This window comes from Pseudoalteromonas sp. Isolate6 (assembly GCF_022398435.1).
Taxonomy (GTDB): domain Bacteria; phylum Pseudomonadota; class Gammaproteobacteria; order Enterobacterales; family Alteromonadaceae; genus Pseudoalteromonas; species Pseudoalteromonas galatheae.
In genome coordinates this window covers 1-17,555 of sequence record NZ_JAKEVK010000087.1, presented here as the reverse complement: position 1 = coordinate 17,555, position 17,555 = coordinate 1, and the positions used below count along the sequence as shown (strand labels likewise).

Annotated in this window: 15 protein-coding genes; 1 reads left to right on the top strand and 14 read right to left on the bottom strand. The window is 42.9% G+C overall.

Features of this window, described 5'->3' with window-relative positions:
* Positions 1 to 1,087 precede the first annotated feature (1,087 nt).
* A complete protein-coding gene (locus L1D50_RS13060) occupies positions 1,088 to 1,501 on the top strand; it encodes a hypothetical protein (RefSeq protein WP_128725355.1) in 414 nt (137 codons plus the stop codon).
* Positions 1,502 to 1,648: 147 nt separating this feature from the next.
* Here the strand turns inward: L1D50_RS13060 and adk are convergent, their stop codons facing one another.
* The 14 genes from adk to L1D50_RS12990 all read right to left on the bottom strand — a co-directional run bounded on the left by adk (position 1,649) and on the right by L1D50_RS12990 (position 17,504).
* Positions 1,649 to 2,293, bottom strand: coding sequence for an adenylate kinase (gene adk, locus L1D50_RS13055; RefSeq protein WP_010378026.1), 645 nt, complete (start codon positions 2,291 to 2,293; stop codon positions 1,649 to 1,651).
* A gap of 168 nt (positions 2,294 to 2,461) precedes the next feature.
* The gene (gene gap, locus L1D50_RS13050; protein ID WP_128725356.1) at positions 2,462 to 3,466 is read right to left on the bottom strand and encodes a type I glyceraldehyde-3-phosphate dehydrogenase; all 1,005 of its coding nucleotides are present in this window, start codon (positions 3,464 to 3,466) and stop codon (positions 2,462 to 2,464) included.
* Positions 3,467 to 3,483: 17 nt separating this feature from the next.
* Positions 3,484 to 4,104 carry a bifunctional 4-hydroxy-2-oxoglutarate aldolase/2-dehydro-3-deoxy-phosphogluconate aldolase gene (locus L1D50_RS13045; protein WP_010378022.1) on the bottom strand — a complete coding sequence of 207 codons (621 nt, stop codon included), beginning with the start codon at positions 4,102 to 4,104 and terminating at the stop codon, positions 3,484 to 3,486.
* Between the two features lie 23 nt (positions 4,105 to 4,127).
* Positions 4,128 to 5,981, bottom strand: a complete 1,854-nt coding sequence (gene edd / locus L1D50_RS13040) for a phosphogluconate dehydratase (protein ID WP_128725357.1) — start codon at positions 5,979 to 5,981, stop codon at positions 4,128 to 4,130.
* A gap of 685 nt (positions 5,982 to 6,666) precedes the next feature.
* Complete coding sequence (locus tag L1D50_RS13035; protein ID WP_010605063.1) at positions 6,667 to 7,431, bottom strand: class II glutamine amidotransferase; 765 nt, start codon at positions 7,429 to 7,431, stop codon at positions 6,667 to 6,669.
* Between the two features lie 68 nt (positions 7,432 to 7,499).
* The gene (locus L1D50_RS13030) at positions 7,500 to 10,745 is read right to left on the bottom strand and encodes a proton-conducting transporter membrane subunit (RefSeq protein ID WP_239966183.1); all 3,246 of its coding nucleotides are present in this window, start codon (positions 10,743 to 10,745) and stop codon (positions 7,500 to 7,502) included.
* Positions 10,742 to 12,238, bottom strand: coding sequence for a proton-conducting transporter membrane subunit (locus L1D50_RS13025; RefSeq protein ID WP_128725360.1), 1,497 nt, complete (start codon positions 12,236 to 12,238; stop codon positions 10,742 to 10,744). Before L1D50_RS13025 ends, L1D50_RS13030 begins: the two co-directional genes overlap by 4 nt.
* Before the next feature lie 2 nt (positions 12,239 to 12,240).
* Positions 12,241 to 12,528 (bottom strand): NADH-quinone oxidoreductase subunit K, encoded by a 288-nt coding sequence (locus tag L1D50_RS13020; protein ID WP_235956556.1) that lies wholly within the window; start codon positions 12,526 to 12,528, stop codon positions 12,241 to 12,243.
* 5 nt (positions 12,529 to 12,533) lie between these two features.
* Positions 12,534 to 13,298 (bottom strand): hydrogen gas-evolving membrane-bound hydrogenase subunit E, encoded by a 765-nt coding sequence (gene mbhE / locus L1D50_RS13015; protein WP_128725362.1) that lies wholly within the window; start codon positions 13,296 to 13,298, stop codon positions 12,534 to 12,536.
* Positions 13,299 to 13,358: 60 nt separating this feature from the next.
* Positions 13,359 to 13,613, bottom strand: a complete 255-nt coding sequence (locus tag L1D50_RS13010) for a DUF4040 domain-containing protein (protein WP_128725363.1) — start codon at positions 13,611 to 13,613, stop codon at positions 13,359 to 13,361.
* On the bottom strand, positions 13,606 to 13,944 hold the full coding sequence (locus L1D50_RS13005) for a monovalent cation/H(+) antiporter subunit G (protein WP_138523727.1): 339 nt from the start codon (positions 13,942 to 13,944) through the stop codon (positions 13,606 to 13,608). Before L1D50_RS13005 ends, L1D50_RS13010 begins: the two co-directional genes overlap by 8 nt.
* Positions 13,931 to 14,197, bottom strand: coding sequence for a monovalent cation/H+ antiporter complex subunit F (locus L1D50_RS13000; protein ID WP_128725365.1), 267 nt, complete (start codon positions 14,195 to 14,197; stop codon positions 13,931 to 13,933). Before L1D50_RS13000 ends, L1D50_RS13005 begins: the two co-directional genes overlap by 14 nt.
* The gene (locus L1D50_RS12995) at positions 14,194 to 14,757 is read right to left on the bottom strand and encodes a Na+/H+ antiporter subunit E (RefSeq protein WP_239966182.1); all 564 of its coding nucleotides are present in this window, start codon (positions 14,755 to 14,757) and stop codon (positions 14,194 to 14,196) included. Before L1D50_RS12995 ends, L1D50_RS13000 begins: the two co-directional genes overlap by 4 nt.
* On the bottom strand, positions 14,754 to 17,504 hold the full coding sequence (locus tag L1D50_RS12990) for a cation-transporting P-type ATPase (protein WP_239966181.1): 2,751 nt from the start codon (positions 17,502 to 17,504) through the stop codon (positions 14,754 to 14,756). Before L1D50_RS12990 ends, L1D50_RS12995 begins: the two co-directional genes overlap by 4 nt.
* Between the last annotated feature and the right edge of the window lie 51 nt (positions 17,505 to 17,555).

The following is a 17,555-nucleotide window of genomic DNA, read 5'->3' as shown; positions in this document are numbered from 1 at the left end:
ACTAATACGGGAACATCTCAGTTGTAAACAATATGATGACGAATGAAAGATCAATTTAAAGGGTCAAAGGTAAGAAAAAGGAAATTAAAATGAAAACAAAACAAGGCAAAATGTAAAACCCTATCCCACCTTTTAAACTAAACCCCTCCTGCAAACCGAAACTAGAACTTTTACCAATTCCCGCCCATCTAAAAGGTTTAACCCGACACAAACTACACTAAAGTTTATTATTTACCCAGATGTTCAAGTGAAGCTCTGATTTGGTATTAACTGCTTAAAAGTAATGGAAAAATAATGAGGGAAAGTATAGCGAGTGAAGTTATTGAAGGTAGATATCTCGCATTCATCCATGAATGCGATACCTTAACTTAACCAAATTAAGCAACATACATCATTTCTTCTAATGCAACTGCCAATTGCTAACAGCCTAATACTTCTCGACAGATCGCTTTTGCGTAGCATTGTGAACTTAGTATCTTTTCGCTAACTTCTCTTAAATCAACACCTTTATTTAAATATTATCGTTGCACACCACCTGTACTTTCATTTGCTCCGAACTTTCACGAGCAATCAAGAGCTATCTTGTGACGCTGATACCCATGGTAACTCTGCGTACTTTTCGGCCAACAAAAGCGTAACTCTTTTAGTCGTTGACTCTATCTTCTAAAAATCCATGGAAGTCGTATTTATGATTTAAAGCAAAGCCTCAGGCCATTTGAAAGCACATTTGTCTTATCTATTTTTTGTGAACTCTCTGTGTAACTAAGTCATAGAGTCGTTGGTTGGAAAAGTAATCCTATTGAAGACTGTATATATCGGACTAAACTTAGCTTATCGCCGTATTACAAATACGATATTTTAACCTGAAATACTTGGATAAATACTTGGGGAAGTAAATTACGGCACCGTTTAATACCTCTTTCCTCAATTAAGATTCCTGTTTTGAGGCAAGAAAAAACGTCTGATTTACATCCTAAAATTGGGCTAGCATTAAAAGAAGCGGTATAGCACTCTACTCTGTCTATGCAAACGATGAGTATGATGAGCTTTGTCCTCTAACAAGGTATTTAATGGCTAAGGAGACTCGATGACGGTAAAAAAATCAGAACCGAATTATACACATGTAAAACAATTACTTCGTAAAATGGAGCCTGAAGTAGCCGCTAGCTTTAGCTATAAACAACGCAAAGCATTACAAAAAGCGATAAACACTCGAGGATGGAATAATCATAAGATCGACTTTAGGCCGACACTAGCACTACCGTTTTTACCTTGGAGTTTTTACTTTGTTTTTCTCGGAGGATTAAATAGGCGTACGTTGAGCTCAACTGAAAGAGTCAGCGCCGCAATAATGTTTATAATTGCTTTGCTAATTTGTGGGCTAATTCTACTTGGTACTCTTTTTGTGCTGCTCTATTTACTTAAATCTTGGCTCGGTATAGATGTTTTTTCCAATGAATCACTGGGGTTATGGGACCAGTTTAAAGCGTTATTTTGGTAAGTAAAAAGTCGAATGGCAAGCCAGAACTTCAACTTTTAGCTTCTATACAAATCAAAAAGCAATGGCACGTAATGCCTTGGCTTTTGCACAATACTAAAAAAGGAGCAACGATATGCTCCTTTTTTAGTACGTACAGCTAATGGGGAATTAGCCCAATAGTTCACCTAACTGCTTGCTTACCGCATCAACAGCTTGTGTACCATCTAGTTTGTGATATTGCGTGTTACCGGCGTCTGCTTCCGCACTATAGTAATCTACTAGAGGTTTTGTTTGCTCATGGTAAATCGCTAGACGTTTACGTACTGTCTCTTCAGTGTCGTCATCACGAATGATTAGGTCTTCACCCGTTACGTCATCTTTACCTTCAACTTTAGGCGGATTGTAAACGATGTGGTAAACACGACCAGAACCTGGGTGTACGCGACGACCGCTCATACGCTCAACGATGATCTCATCTGCCACGTCAAATTCGATAACATGGTCAACTTTGATGCCATTTTCTTTCATTGCATCTGCTTGTGGAATTGTGCGAGGGAAGCCATCAAGCAAGAAGCCATTTGCACAATCTTCTTTTGCGATGCGCTCTTTTACCAAGCCGATAATGATTTCATCAGATACTAGCTGACCTGCATCCATGACTTTTTTCGCTTCAAGACCCAGCGGAGTCCCTTCTTTGATAGCAGCACGTAGCATGTCGCCTGTAGAGATCTGAGGGATCCCATATTTGTCCATTAGAAATTGAGCTTGAGTACCTTTACCTGCACCCGGCGCGCCTAGCAAGATGATGCGCATAATTGAATCCTCGTTTGGAGTTATTGGTGTTTGTGTGGTGAATTTTTCCATATACGGTGCCGATCCTCAAGGAACTTATACTAATTGATAAGGAAGAATGGCAATTTTTCCGTCAAAAACAAAAAAGCTCCGCGATCTGCAGAGCTTTTGGTCAGAAATTAATCCTGATTATAAAAATGCACCTAGTGCTTTAACTTGGTCTAGCATGCGGCAAGAGAAGCCCCACTCGTTATCATACCAAGCCATCACTTTTACCAGCTTTCCATCTACTTTGGTTTGTGTAGAGTCAAACACTGAGGAAGCCGGGTTATGGTTGAAGTCGATAGAAACCAAGGGTAATTCATTGTATTCAAGGATTTCACTCATCGCGCCCTCAGCAGCTGCTTTGATTGCTGCATTCACTTCTTCTTTTGAAGTCTCACGCTTGGCAACAAACGTTAAATCAACCAGTGATACGTTGATGGTTGGCACACGAACCGCCATACCATCTAATTTACCCGCAAGTTCAGGAAGCACTAAGCCAACCGCTTTTGCTGCGCCTGTTTTTGTTGGGATCATCGATTGTGTTGCGCTTCGAGCACGGTACAAATCTTTGTGGTATACATCGGACAAGTTCTGGTCGTTCGTGTACGCATGAATAGTTGTCATGCTACCTTGCTCAATACCAATAGTGTCATTCAAAACTTTTGCAATAGGCGCAAGACAGTTTGTGGTACAAGATGCGTTAGAGATAATAGTTGATTCAGCATTTAGTACTTCGCTGTTAACGCCATGAACAACCGTTGCATCCATATCTGTGCCCGGCGCAGATACAATCACTTTTTTCGCACCGGCTTCAATGTGTTTAGCCGCAGCTTCGCGAGAGGTGAACAGCCCAGTACATTCAAGTACGATATCAACGTTTAGCGCTTTCCAAGGAAGATTTGCAGGGTCACGCTCTTGCGTTAGCGTGATTTCGTCACCGCCAATAACGAGTGTGTTGTCGCTCAGAACAACCTGCTCTTGAAAGCGACCATGTACAGAGTCAAATTGAGTCAAATGCGCGTTTACGTTTGCAGGTGCGAGATCGTTGATGGCAACGACTTTGATGTCTTTATTCTGGCCCGACTCGTACAGTGCACGAAGTACGTTACGACCGATACGTCCATAGCCATTAATTGCAATATTAATCATGATAACTGTCCCCTAATCTATTTTACTTCACTTGCTTGTTTCGCAAGCGCTTCAATGGCTTGCCAGTCTTTGTTTGCGATAAGTGCTTTATCAAGCATCCAAGTACCGCCCACACATACCACATTGTCGAGTGCAAGATACTTAGGTGCAGTTGCCAACGAAATACCACCCGTTGGACAGAATTTTACTTGTGGAATTGGTCCGCCAATGGATTTAAGCATTGGTGCACCACCTGCAGCTTCTGCTGGGAAAAACTTTAAGAATTCAAAGCCATGACTTGCAAGCTTCATCACTTCGCTTGGCGTTGCAGCACCCGGAAGAAATGGAATACTTGACGACTTAGCCAGTTCCAATAATTCATCATTGACACCTGGACTTACCATAAAGTCAGCGCCAGCTTCTACTGAGGCATTAAAGGTTGCCTTATCCACTACCGTACCAGTACCAACATAGGCGTCTGGTAAAGCCGCTTTAATGTCTTTTACCGCTTGCGCTGCCACCGGTGTACGAAGTGTAACTTCAAGTGCTTTTAAGCCACCATTAAACAATGCCGTAGCAAGCGGCACCGCGTCTTCTAGGTTATCAATAACGATAACCGGAACCACTGGTGCTGCTGACAATATCTCTTTAATACTCATGCTCACCCTCATTCCCACTGTTATTATTCTTCAATGCCAAATGAGCATGCGCCTTGATCTGCACTGCTCACTACGTGTCTAAATCCTGAGAATAGCTCTCGACCTGTTCCAAATGTTTGAGATTGCGGTGAAAGCTGTAATTCGCGCTGTGCCATTTCTTCATCAGATACGTGTAACACTAATTCGCCTTTAGGTGCATTTAGGGTGATCAAGTCACCTTCGTGCACTTTTGCAATTGCACCACCTTCAACCGCTTCCGGCGCAAGGTGGATCGCCGCAGGTACTTTACCCGAAGCACCTGACATACGACCATCTGTGACAATCGCCACTTTAAAGCCTTGGTCTTGTAATGTAGCCATAACAGGTGTCAGTTTATGTAACTCAGGCATACCTTTCGCTTTAGGGCCTTGTTCTTTAATCACGGCAATAAAGTCTTGGTTAAGCTTGCCAGCAGCAAAGGCTTCTTGTAATTCACCTTGAGAACTGAATACCTTCGCCGGTGCAGTCACAGTTTGATGCTGCTCTTGTACCGCAGACACTTTAATCACCGCTTTACCCAAATTACCATTAAGTAATTGCAAGCCGCCTTGCTTGTTAAATGGATTTGCGACTGGGCGAAGCACTTCTTCATCCAGTGAGTTCTCAGGTACCGGTACCCATTTCACTTTGGCAGGGCCTTGATTATCGCTGATGATCACATTGCTGTTGATATCCAGTAGTGGTTCCATCGTGTAAGCATCAAGCCCCGCACCCACAATCGTTTTTACGTCATTGTGTAAGAAGCCGCCATCTCTTAATTCACGCATTAAGAACCCCATGCCACCAGCCGCTTGAAAGTGGTTTACATCGGCATGGCCATTTGGATAGATACGCGTTAACAGCGGTACCACTTCAGACAAATCCGCCATGTCTTTCCAAGTGATTTGAACACCCGCCGCTTTTGCCATTGCGACTAAGTGAATAGCATGATTGGTAGAACCACCAGTAGACAACAGACCAACTAAGCCATTAATAACGGTTTTTTCACTCACGATATCCGCAAGTGCATTGCCGCTTTTACCGTCAAGTAGCTGAGTTAGCATGGTCTCAACCGCACTCGCCGTTAAGCCATCTCTTAATTCTGTGTATGGATTGATAAACGAGCTACCTGGTAAATGAAGACCCATGATCTCCATTAGCATCTGGTTCGAGTTCGCCGTACCGTAGAAAGTACAAGTACCTGCACTGTGGTATGAAGCACTCTCAGCTTCCAGTAACTCTTCGCGGCTGACTAAGCCCTGTGCAAACTTTTGACGAATGCGCGCCTTTTCTTTGTTCGGGATCCCTGATTGCATTGGACCTGCGGGTAAAAAGAAAATGGGCAAATGACCAAAAGACAAAGCACCGATTAATAGTCCTGGGACGATTTTGTCACAGACACCAAGACAGAAAACCCCATCGAAGACATCATGTGACAACGCCACCGCTGTTGACATGGCAATGACATCTCGAGAAAACAAAGATAGTTCCATGCCATCGCGGCCTTGGGTCACCCCGTCACACATTGCAGGTACACCGCCTGCGACTTGTGCAGTCGCGTCAAACTTATTTGCCACTGCTTTAATTAAATCTGGATATTCTTTATATGGTTCGTGCGCCGACAACATGTCATTGTACGAATTGATAATTGCTAAATTTGGTTGTTCGTCTTCCTTCAGACGTGCTTTGTCACTGCTTGAGCAAGCAGCCATTACGTGTGCTAGGTTTCCACAGCCCAGTCCCGCTCGTACGCGCGTTTGTTTTTTTGCTTGTTGGATTCGAGCTAAATAGGCTTGACGTGTTGCTTTGCTTCGCTCAATGACGCGTTCGGTGACTTCCTGAATTCGTGGATGCAACATATTACTGACTCTCTAGTGTTAGAGGAAAAAGGCTCTGCACGATTACCAGCATTCGTGGCAATCCTTGTACAGAGCTGCTTTGATTTACCCGTTCAAAGGTACGCTATCAGGTTGTCTCTCACCTCAACCTGACACCGGTGTCACTATATTTACGCATAAAGCTGACACCGGTGTCAACCTTTCTTATAAATTTAGTCTAACTTTTTAAAATGACCAAATTATAACCATCTAAAGTTTCTTATACGTGCGTTTTTTTAACTGGGTTGAATGTCAAACTTAGCAGCAATAACTCTGACACAATCCACTGCGCACTTCATTGTCTCATATCACAATATCACGGTTGTATTGCGGCAGTTCAATATGCTGGAGTTGCTTGCATCAAATGACCAAAACCGCAAAGAGTAGTATTCTGACTTGGCGTTTAAATGATCTTGTCTATTTGAACTGGAAACTTTGACAGTAGTTAAGTGTGGAATTGAATATCCAAATATAGGCTATGTATAGCGAGAACAAGAAACGCTGATTTACTCAGTGATACCTAATCTAGGTATATCAACTTTCAGCGTTTTACATTATGTACATTGTGGTTGCAGAGTACTGTTATAGCAATTCCACTATTCGCGCTCCCCTCAATAGAGAGCAACTAGAAGTAATTTAAAAAATGCCCTATCTAAGTATTGTGGCCTTAGACTTTTTCGCCCAACTTAAATAAAGCAAATTCACCAGGCTCAAGCTTTTGCCATTGCTCATCGTTAGTAAGCGGCCGAGTTGCGATCACTGTAACGACATCATCTGGTGTGGTTTCCTTTTGAAAATCCACCACCATATCAGCATCGATTAATGTGGCCTTACCAAATGGGGCTCTACGGGTTATCCAATGCAGGTTATTAGTACAATACGCCAACACATAAATGCCATCAGTGATCAACATGTTGAACACTCCTTTATCTCTCAAAGTATGTGCTAACTTTGCGATGTACCTAAAAACTGAGACCATGTTTGACGGACGACTTGGGTATTTCTCTCGTACTTTGTCCAAAATCCAACAAAAGGCTAGCTCACTGTCAGTGTTTCCAACGGGTCGGTAAAAGTCAGTTTTTAGGTCTTTATAGTCTGAAAGCTGACCATTGTGAGCGTAAGTGATCTCCCTACCCCATAATTCTCGCGTAAATGGATGAGTATTTTCAAGACAAGTCCGCCCCCTATTTCCCTGTCGAATATGGCTTATTACGGACACACTTTTAATCGGATACGCTTTGACCAGTTTAGCAATTTCTGACTGACAGCTCGGCTCTGGATCTTTAAAGGTTCTACATCCTTTCCCTTCGTAAAAGGTGATACCCCAGCCATCTTTATGAGGGCCCGTATTGCCACCGCGCTCCAATAACCCAGAAAAGCTAAAACAAATATCTGTCGGTACGTTCGCCGACATCCCCAAAAGCTCGCACATAACCACCTCAAGTGCAGGATAATAAAATTGCCAATATAATACCCTATAGGTTTTGGTTACAAAAATACTCAGCGTTGATAAATTCCAGAGTCATAGAGCCCAACGGCCACAAAAGCCAACAATAAGATAATTATTACAAAACCCGGGCTGAGCACGGTAACAAGCGCTCTATTTATTTTGGCTAGAGTCAACTTTCCCCTGTTGCACTGTCGCACTAACGAAAGCTGGACTACAGATAGCAATTCTTGAGCGACAAAGTGTGCTTCTTTGCAAAGGACATTGGTTCCTTTCGTTACATAACGTGCAACTTCACTGTAGGCAAGTCCAATATCCCCTGCCGGAACAGCTTCAAGGTAAACGGAGGCTTTTCGCAAAAAGAAAAATAAGAGTCCAGCGATTAATATAGGCCAAGTACTATCCCAAATCTTCTCGATTGCTAGCGGCCCTTCGAAGCTCTGTTTTGAAGAAAAAAGTGTAAAGATCAACACAAAAGACACGATTATTAATCCTATATACGAAGCGGCTTGGGTGCTCTTAAGGACGGTCTTAGATACAGAGTTCACGCGTTTAAGGTCTACTAAGTATAAAAACCTCAGCATTAGCAGACTTGTTCCAAGTGTTGTAAACGGCAATAGGCTATTTATAAATATATCATGCTGCAGCGCATCCTTTAGAGCGAATTTACTCAGCGCACCAGTAGTGAAAGGCAAACCAGCAAGTGCAGCCGCTGGCACACAAATAGCAATCCAACATAACCACTTATGTCGTTGCCATGGCAACTTATCAGCTGCCCCTGCTGCCATAAAGAGTGCAGCTTTGGCCATACCATGATGCATCGCATATAAAACAATTACAGGTAACAGTACAGGCCAAATCTCAGGATATGTTAAGCCACCTCCCACAGCGGCTATGACTATCCCCATTTGACTAATAGTAGAATAAGCTAGCAAGGTCTTTAAATCGTGTTGAGTAAATCCAATAAAGACGCCATAAAATGCCGAAAAAAGACCAATCATTATCATTAATGAGCCTAATTCAACGAATGCCGAAGTTCCAAAGGGGATGAATTTAATCCAGCCAAGCAGGCCCGCCTTAACCATAATACCACTTAGCAATGCACTAGCCGCTACGGGCGCAACAGGATGAGCCTGAGGTAACCACACATGAAAAGCGAACATACCTGCTTTTATACCAAACCCAACAAGTAACAAAACAATTACCCAAGAGGGGTGGCTTACTAATGCCGCTCCCTCCGCGGTTTGAAGAGCACTATATGCTAAACCTGCAAAAGCAGTAAATAATAGTAGTTCACCAAAAATAGCCCATTGGATATAGGACTTGCCAGCTTTAATAGCCTGTGGCGTGCCGTAATGGATGACTAAACCATATGATGCCAAACTCATCACAGTGAAGAAGCTAATGAATCCAGACATATCTTGAGAAAGAACGAGACCAAAATTACCACTCATTGACAATAAGAAGAACAAACAAAATCGCTCTTTGTTGTCATCACTCCTGATGAAGTCTACCGCATAAATAGATGCTGCAAGCCATAGTACCGCTGCCAACAAGAAAAATGGTGAAGTAACTTCGTTTAGCGTTAACACACTACCGAAAAACAACCATGGAGTTAAGTTTGATCCTTGAGGTGATAAAACATACATAAGCAATGCAATCGCGGACACACCGGCGGGTAACCAGTGCAGATAGTTTCTTATCCTGTGGTTCATGACAAATAAACAGCAGACTAATGGCAAAATAATGGTTAACCACATTGCAGGAATTTGCTGAACTCCGATATTGATAATGGTTGTGAATTCCTCACCATATTCTCTCGCAGCAATCAACTTAACCCAATTAATAGGGCTAAATTGTGCATCAGCAAAAAGCCCAGCAGCTAAGGCTAACATTGCAGTCAACAAAGGTGGTAAAACCAGCATCCAGTGTGCTTCAAATCGCATTTTAGGCTTTTCCGATGGCCATTCGTCTTTTTGGTCTTTAAACCAGGCTGAATATAGTATTGGTAAAAAATACATAGCATTAAGTAGGCTACTGAGAATTAGCACACCTAATACCCAAAAATAACCACTTTCCAAAGCCCCTGTGCCTAAATACCACTTTGATACAAATCCCGCCGCAGGAGGTATACCAATCATACCCAGTACCGCCAAACTAAAGGCAATCATAGTAAGCGGCATTCTTTTGCCGATACCAGCCATCTGGTCAACTTTGGTAACGCCTAATGTCTCAGCAATTGAGCCTGCACAAAAGAACATTGTAATTTTCATCAGGCCTTGATGAACCAAATGAGCAATCCCTCCAATGGTTGCAATCGGGCCAGCAATCGCAGTACCCAACGCGATATATGAAACTTGGCTGACTGTAGAATAGGCTAGACGCTTTTTAAGATCATTTTGAAACAGCGCCCGCGTTGAGCCATATATGATTGTGATAGAGGCCAGTATGGCGAGTAGCATGGTTAATCCTAAATCTCTCGCAAACTCAACGCCATAAACATCATACACCACCCTGACAATACCAAAAGCCCCTGCTTTCACCACAGCTACAGCGTGTAACAATGCACTAACAGGTGCAGGCGCTGCCATCGCTGAAGGCAACCAACCATGAAAAGGAACCAATGCCGCCTTTACCCCTAGCCCTAGTACGATAAGCACAAAAATAACTTTTAGGCTATTCGGGTCCAACTCGGGCATTGCTGCGAGTAAACCAGTAGCGGTAAAATCCAAAGGACCCGCAAGAGACTTGAGCCAAACAACCCCGATTAGAAAACTAGCACCACCTAGCATTGTGTAGATCAGGTATTTTCTACCAGCAGCCAAAGATGCTGAATTTCCTTTATGAACAACCAAGGGGTATGTCGTTAATGTCAGTAGTTCGTAAAAAATAAGAAACGTGATGAGGTTGCCAGCCAACGCAATTCCTATGGTCGCAAATACACACAAGCTAAAGAAGCCAAAAAATCGGCTCCTATTTGGCGAGTCTTCTAAGTAACCAATTGCGTATATGGTTGTTAATAGCCAAAGGAAGCCTGAAAGGGCAACAAATAGCAAAGAAAGTGCATCCGCATGCAAGACCAAATCTATATCAGGGAGTAAAGGAAAACGCGCTTCAAAAACTTGCCCTTGGTAAACGCCTGCAATTAATAATACGATCAGAACAATACAAGTCCCTGCTCCAGTAAAGTTGAGTGCTTTTCGCAGTTTTGGTTTTGCTTCACTTACAAAAAATATTGCGATGCCAGATAACAATGCACTTAACAGGATCATTGTAGGTAAAGCCGATTGCCATGTCATTCTCTACCTCCTAACGATACAAGATTAATGATTACCTCAGCATTAAAGCCCAAAGCAACTGTACACAATGCTAAAAATAGTCCAGCATAAGGCATAAAGGGACTAAGTTTATAAATACTCTTATTTTTATCAAAAGCCAAGGTACTACTTTCGGGTTTAATAAATGCTAAATCAAGCACTCGAAATATTGCTAACGCCGCAAGCAGTCCCCCCGTTATAACAACAATTACCCACCACCATTGGGCAGTGTCCACGGCAGCGTTAAGTAGAAGCCATTTAGCAATAAAACCCGCACTTGGTGGTAATCCAATTAGGCTAGCTCCAGCGATGGCAAAGGTAAACAAGCTCACAGGCATGTATTTAGCCATACCTTGTAGCTGGGCGATATTGTCATGCCCAAGTGTCTTAATGATATTTCCAGCAGCAATAAACATTGCAGCTTTGGCACAGGCATGCGCAACGATAAAATAGCTAATTGCGGTTAAAGTATGCTGGCGTAGTTCCGAAGAGTCGATCTCAGGATCAGCGCTAGTCAAAAGAGGAAAAAGTAGAAATAAATACCCAATTTGAGCCACTGTGGAATAAGCAATCATTATTTTCAGGCGCTCAGCTCTTAGGGCTTTTACACAACCCCACAACACCGCCCCAGCCCCTAATCCCCCCATCAACATCAACGCTGAGTTTGAGACAACCGGAGATAAAATCTCCATCCAGAACCGTACAAGTAAATAAAAAGATGCCTTCACTACCAGAGCTGAGAGAATAGCGCTCACTGGCGCCGGAGCACTACCATGAGCATAGGGCAACCAAAAATGAAGGGGGACAATCGCAGTTTTTAGTGCCAGTCCCAATGAAATTAGGATTAGCACCATTAGATTCAGCAGATTTACCTCTACCTGCTCAGCCAAAGATAAAAGTGATAAGGTGCCATAGCTGTGATATAACAAAGCGACTCCAGCTAGGTAGAGTAATGAGCCAAGCAAACCTACGAGTAAATAACGAAGCGCAGCGATTAGACCTTCCTTGCTGTCGTTTAACGCAACTAAAGCAACGGAAGCAAGACCTATAATTTCGAGCGTGACATAAATATTGAAAATATCTGACGATATAAATAATGCATTCAGTCCTGTAACTAACAACCACCATAAAGGCCAGAAGCGTTGAGCTACAGGTTTATTGTTAAAATAAAAAGCCGCATAAAATGATAGTACGCTGATCAAAAAGGTGCTGAGAATAATCATCAACATTGATAAACCATCTATCAAAAAGCCAATTCCTAATGGAGCAGCCCAACCACCAACTTCATACTTCAATGTGCTCGAGTCAACATTGAGACCAAGGTACAATTGCTGAACAACAACGCATAGTCCTAAAGCTGCCAGAAAGCTGATTACTAACTGTACAGACCGGGTGGTAAAAAGCATAGAAAGTATCGATGCTACTAATGGTATTAGAATTAATGCTGGAATAATTAACTCGGCTGTACTGTGCATATTTACTTTCCAACCTGTTGTTTAGTCTTGTCGTAGATTCTACAAACTAAGGATAAGGCTAAAGCCGTTCCTGCTACGGCAACAACGATCCCTGTAAGTACGATGGCATGGGGCACATAATCAACACTGCCATTTACAGCTGTTGAATTTGCAATAAAAATCATAAAAATACCCACACCACAAATATTTACGGCTAATATTTTTTTCATGGCCTGTGCAAGGGCTACGACACCAAACAACCCAATCCCAAACATCGCGATACCAATTGCAGTATAAAGTGAACCCTCCATTATCATTATTCCTCTTTTTCTATCCTATCAACGTTATAGGGTGCGTATTTATCGGACTCAGAGTTGGTCAGGCTGTGGTATAAAAGCACTAAAATCATCGCAATAGACAATGTCGCTGCGACTTCTATAACGAGTATTAAAGCCCCAGCGTATTTATCTGGAAAGTCGAGTATTGTTTTGGAGTTTGTTGCAACACCAACTCCCACTATCAAAAATATGACTAATCCAACGACCATCATTTTTTGAGCAATATCGCAGCTAAAATCTACACGATAACTTCCTGTTAGTAACAATAATATCCCGGCGCCAGCCAATAATGCGCCCGCTTGAAAAGCGCCACCGGGTAAGCTAGCTCCTGTCCACAGCAAATACCCTGCGGTTACAACAATACTCGGCAACAACCATCTTAGAAATGCTTCCAGCACATCATTCCTATGTGGATTTTTTACATGTGTAATAAAACCTTGACTAGTGGAATCTAACTTATTCGGCATAACAGCTAATGCAACTATTAACAGCACCGCAATCTCTAAAAGTGTGTCTAAACTTCTAAAGTTTAGTAATACTGCGGTAACCGGATTAGAAACACCGCTACTTGCCAGGTTTTGCTCAATAAGCTCCACGACAGGCCTTGAAGGTACTGGTACTTGAAGGAGTGAGAAAAATATCAGCGAGCAAAACACACATATCACTCCGCCAAGAAAAACTCCCAGTCCAAAGTTATTTTCCTTTGACCCTTCTTCATTATGTAAAGTCATCGAATGAAACATAATTCCCCCCAATTCACCAACGTAAGACTGTTGAAGACAACGCGATGACGAGTCTGTAATCTAGCTCTTATCTTGTTGCATTAGCCGACGGCGAGTCGCGAGTAATAGTGCCCCCGTCAGACCAGCTCCAATAGCCGCTTCGGCAATTGCGACGTCCCATGCCCCAAGCCGAGCCCAAATTAAAGTAACTAGCAACCCCATACACATAAAAACCAATATTGACTGAAATAAGTCTCTGATAGCCAAGCAGAGTATCGCTGTGATAACCGCACCGACACCGAGCATTAGATCAATGAAGAGCGCATATTCAATCATCAGATTTACTCCTAGGCTCAATTTCACGTGAATTTTTGAGTTTTTCTTGACCTTGAACCTCTTCAGATGAGCTCGCTAGCAAATAGCAAGAAATTGCTCCCGAGAGCATCACTGCAAACCAAATAACCAAGAGTTGAACAGCATCTACTGCATCGGTCACTAACGGAATGACACCCACAATAATGAAGCCTAAACCCAAGTTATCCGCCTTAGTTAACGCATGAAGGCGACTTAGCACGTCAGGAAAACGCCATAATCCCACAGTTCCTGCAAGAAAAAAAAATGTGCCAAGTGCAATCATTAGTACACAAAGCCACTCAATGTTCGTCATCTGTAACTCCTCCCAACCTGACCAAAATAACAGTCGTCGTTGGTGCTAACAGCGCCAACACCAACGCCACATTAAAAAGTGCACTTTGATCCATATAAACAGCGAGTAAGATCATCACAGCAACACCCAACGTACCAAAGAGTTGTAATGACGAAATGAGATCTAACCGAGTTGATCCAACACACAACCTTAGTAGTCCGAGTAACAACACTATCGTCAGAATACTAATTACAACGCCGAGATATACTGTCATTTTGATTTTCCCCATGTTGCCTTATCTTTATCAAGACCAAAAAGAAAAGCGATTTTTTCTTCACACTGCGTAATATCTCTGACGTTATTGCTACTTACTTCAAGCATATGAACAGCAAGCTCATCTCCCTCAATTCGAGCGCTGAGGGTTCCCGGCAATAAGCTAATTAGGTGAATAAACCAAAGCCTTACCTCCCCTTGAGGGAGGTTAACTGAGTAGCGTACCAAACCTGATGTAGTTAATGATTTGCGACGAAAAGCTAAACGGGATGTTTGAATACCACCTTTTAGTGAGTTCATCAGAAAGTAAGGGAGCAGGCGTAGTAGTCTAAAGAGACTAAAATAATAACTTTTAGTCTCTCCTTTTTTATCACTAACAACCTGATGTTGAGGAATAAAAAATCTCAGGTTTAACCAGGCTGCAAACGGGACCACAACAATGCCTATAACCCAGGAGCTCAGCTCCCCATTGGTCAGTAGCACCCAAAGAAGAGAGAAGAAAACTAGTCGAACAATGGCTTTTGTGTAATTCGCCGTAATAGACTTCTCTCTTCGGTTCATACTTCTCTCCTCACATGTGTCTGAGTCTCTGGTTTAGCTTTGATTTTGGTTTCTGTATTATTTCTATACCACTTTTCAGCACCAACAATAAGCGATATCAACCACCCACAAATAAAGACTCTAAGCCAAGAGCCCAGGTCAATAGGCTCACTTTGAAACCACTCGTTCATTAACGATGAGTAGGTAAATAGCAATTGCAGTAACATCATGGAGCCAATACCTACCCAAACCCAGATGTTAGAAAACAATCCAATTGAGAACACCGAGCGATGTAATGAGCGGCAATTAAATAAATAAAAAGCTTCACCGACCACGAACATAGCAACAGCGACTGTTCTAGCTTGCGCCTCAGACGCCCCCCAATATAGCTCCAGTTCATATAAACCAAATGCCATGACACAGAGTAACGAGGAGACAAGCAAGATACGCCACGCTAATATCCTATCTATTATCGGAGCAGCTGGATCGTAAGGTGGTCTTTCCATGATTCCCTGCTCTTTTGGCTCAAAGGCGAGCATCAAGCCAAGAAAAATAGCTGTCGTCATATTGACCCACAAAATATGAACGGGTAGTAGTGGCAACGACACTCCCAACAACACTGCAAGCAAGATGACCAAACCTTCTCCACCATTAGTAGGCAAGGTCCAGACAATAAACTTTTTAAGGTTATCAAATACACCTCTGCCTTCTTCAACCGCTGCTCTCACTGTCGCAAAGTTGTCGTCAGTTAACATCATGTCTGATGCATCTCGCGCCACCTCTGTACCATTTAGGGCCATCGCCACCCCAATGTCGGCTCGCCTTAACGCTGGCGCATCATTCACCCCATCTCCGGTCATAGCCACCACTTGACCGCCAGATTGCAATGACTGTACTAACTGTAGTTTATTTTCGGGCGTCACTCTTGCAAATACGTCATAATTTTCAGAAACATGGGTAAAATCTTGTTCTGACATTCCCGACAACTCGTAACCAGTGATGGTTTTGTTATCACTGTCAGATGTCAAAATTCCAAGCTGACGCGCTATGCTAGTCGCCGTTAACGCATGGTCACCGGTGATCATTTTGACTCGAATACCTGCTTTATGACACGCGGCTACGGCTTCTATTGCCTCAGGTCTAGGGGGATCAATCATCGCCTGTAAGCCTAAAAACTCTAGTCCCTCAGCAACATCTTCATGAGATAACGTTTGCTTCTCCGTAGTACAATTCTTAGAAGCAAACGCAAGCACTCTCAACCCTCTACTCGCTAGCTTCTCCGCCTGCAACTTAATATCATCAATATCTATCGGCACGGACTCACCGACACGATTAAGCATACTGTTACACTTCGGCAAGATGCTCTCAATTGAACCCTTAATGTGAATCAAAGTATCACTAGCAACTCTATCCAAAGTTGCCATATATTGATATTCAGATTGGAATGGAATACTGTCGCTACGTAACGCTCCCAATGACTCACCTGTCAAACCTGCCTTAAGACCAGACACCAGTAATGCAGCCTCGGTGGGATCTCCATTAATTTTCCATTGCTCTCGCTCTGACACCGGCGCAATTAACTGCGCATCGTTACACAAAACCCCGGCTCTTAACATTTTGTATAACGCAGCCTCTCCCATCTCGCCAGACTCAATTGCTTCTTGATTATCTCTAGAAATAACACCAGCAGGATTATAGCCATTACCGCTAACGGAAAAATGCTCAGAACCTGCGTAAATTTGCTCAACTGTCATTTCGTTTTTAGTCAGAGTGCCTGTTTTATCCGAACAAATAATAGTTGTGCTTCCTAACGTTTCCACTGCTGGTAAATTACGGATGACAGCTCGACGCTTGGCCATTCTCGATACCCCAATCGCCAGCATGATAGTGACAGCCGCAGGCAATCCTTCAGGAATAGCACCTACTGCAAGGGCAACAGCGGCCATAAAAGAGGTTAACAATGGCTGACCGTGAAGGTAACCTATGACCAATGTTAAAGCCGCCAAAATGACAATTGCATAGAGTAAAACATGGCTAAACTGCTTGATACGTTTGGTCAATGGGGTATCTAGGGTCGGTGTTGTCGCAATTAACTCCGATATTTTACCGATTTCTGTATCATCGCCTGTACTAGTGACAACCCCTATTCCGCTGCCATAGACCACCAATGTCGAGGAAAATGCCATATTCTGACGATCCCCGAGTAGTGTTTCTTTATCTAGTTTTTCGGTAATTTTTTGCACAGGCACAGACTCTCCTGTGAGTGCAGATTCATCTACTTGCAAGTCCTTTACCTTAACTAACCGTATATCCGCACAAACCTTGTCACCGGCATGCAACAACACAATATCACCAGGTACTAGCTCCTCAGCAGGGATGGAGTGCTTTTTACCATCACGTAATACTGTTGCAAACGACTTAATACTGCCAGACAGTGCGTTTATTGCTTTAATCGCTTTTGACTCCTGAATAAACCCAATAATTGCATTTAACAAGACCACGGCAAATATTACTGCGGCATCAACCCATTCTTGCAACGCCAAAGTCACCGCAACTGCAGCGAGCAGGATATAAACTAGAGGTTGATGAAACTGCAGTACAAATCGTTTGAATGGGCCATCTCCAGTATGTTTGGTCAGTGAGTTAGCACCATGCTTTTGCCTACGTTCTACTACTTCACCATCACTCAAACCCACAGTTTGATTAGCTGTGAGCTGCTTTAATACTTCTTCGGTGTGGTAACTATGCCATTCTATCGGGTTTTTCATGTTACACCTCTGGAGCTAGTTAAGTTAAAGATATACTAGGATGTAGAAATA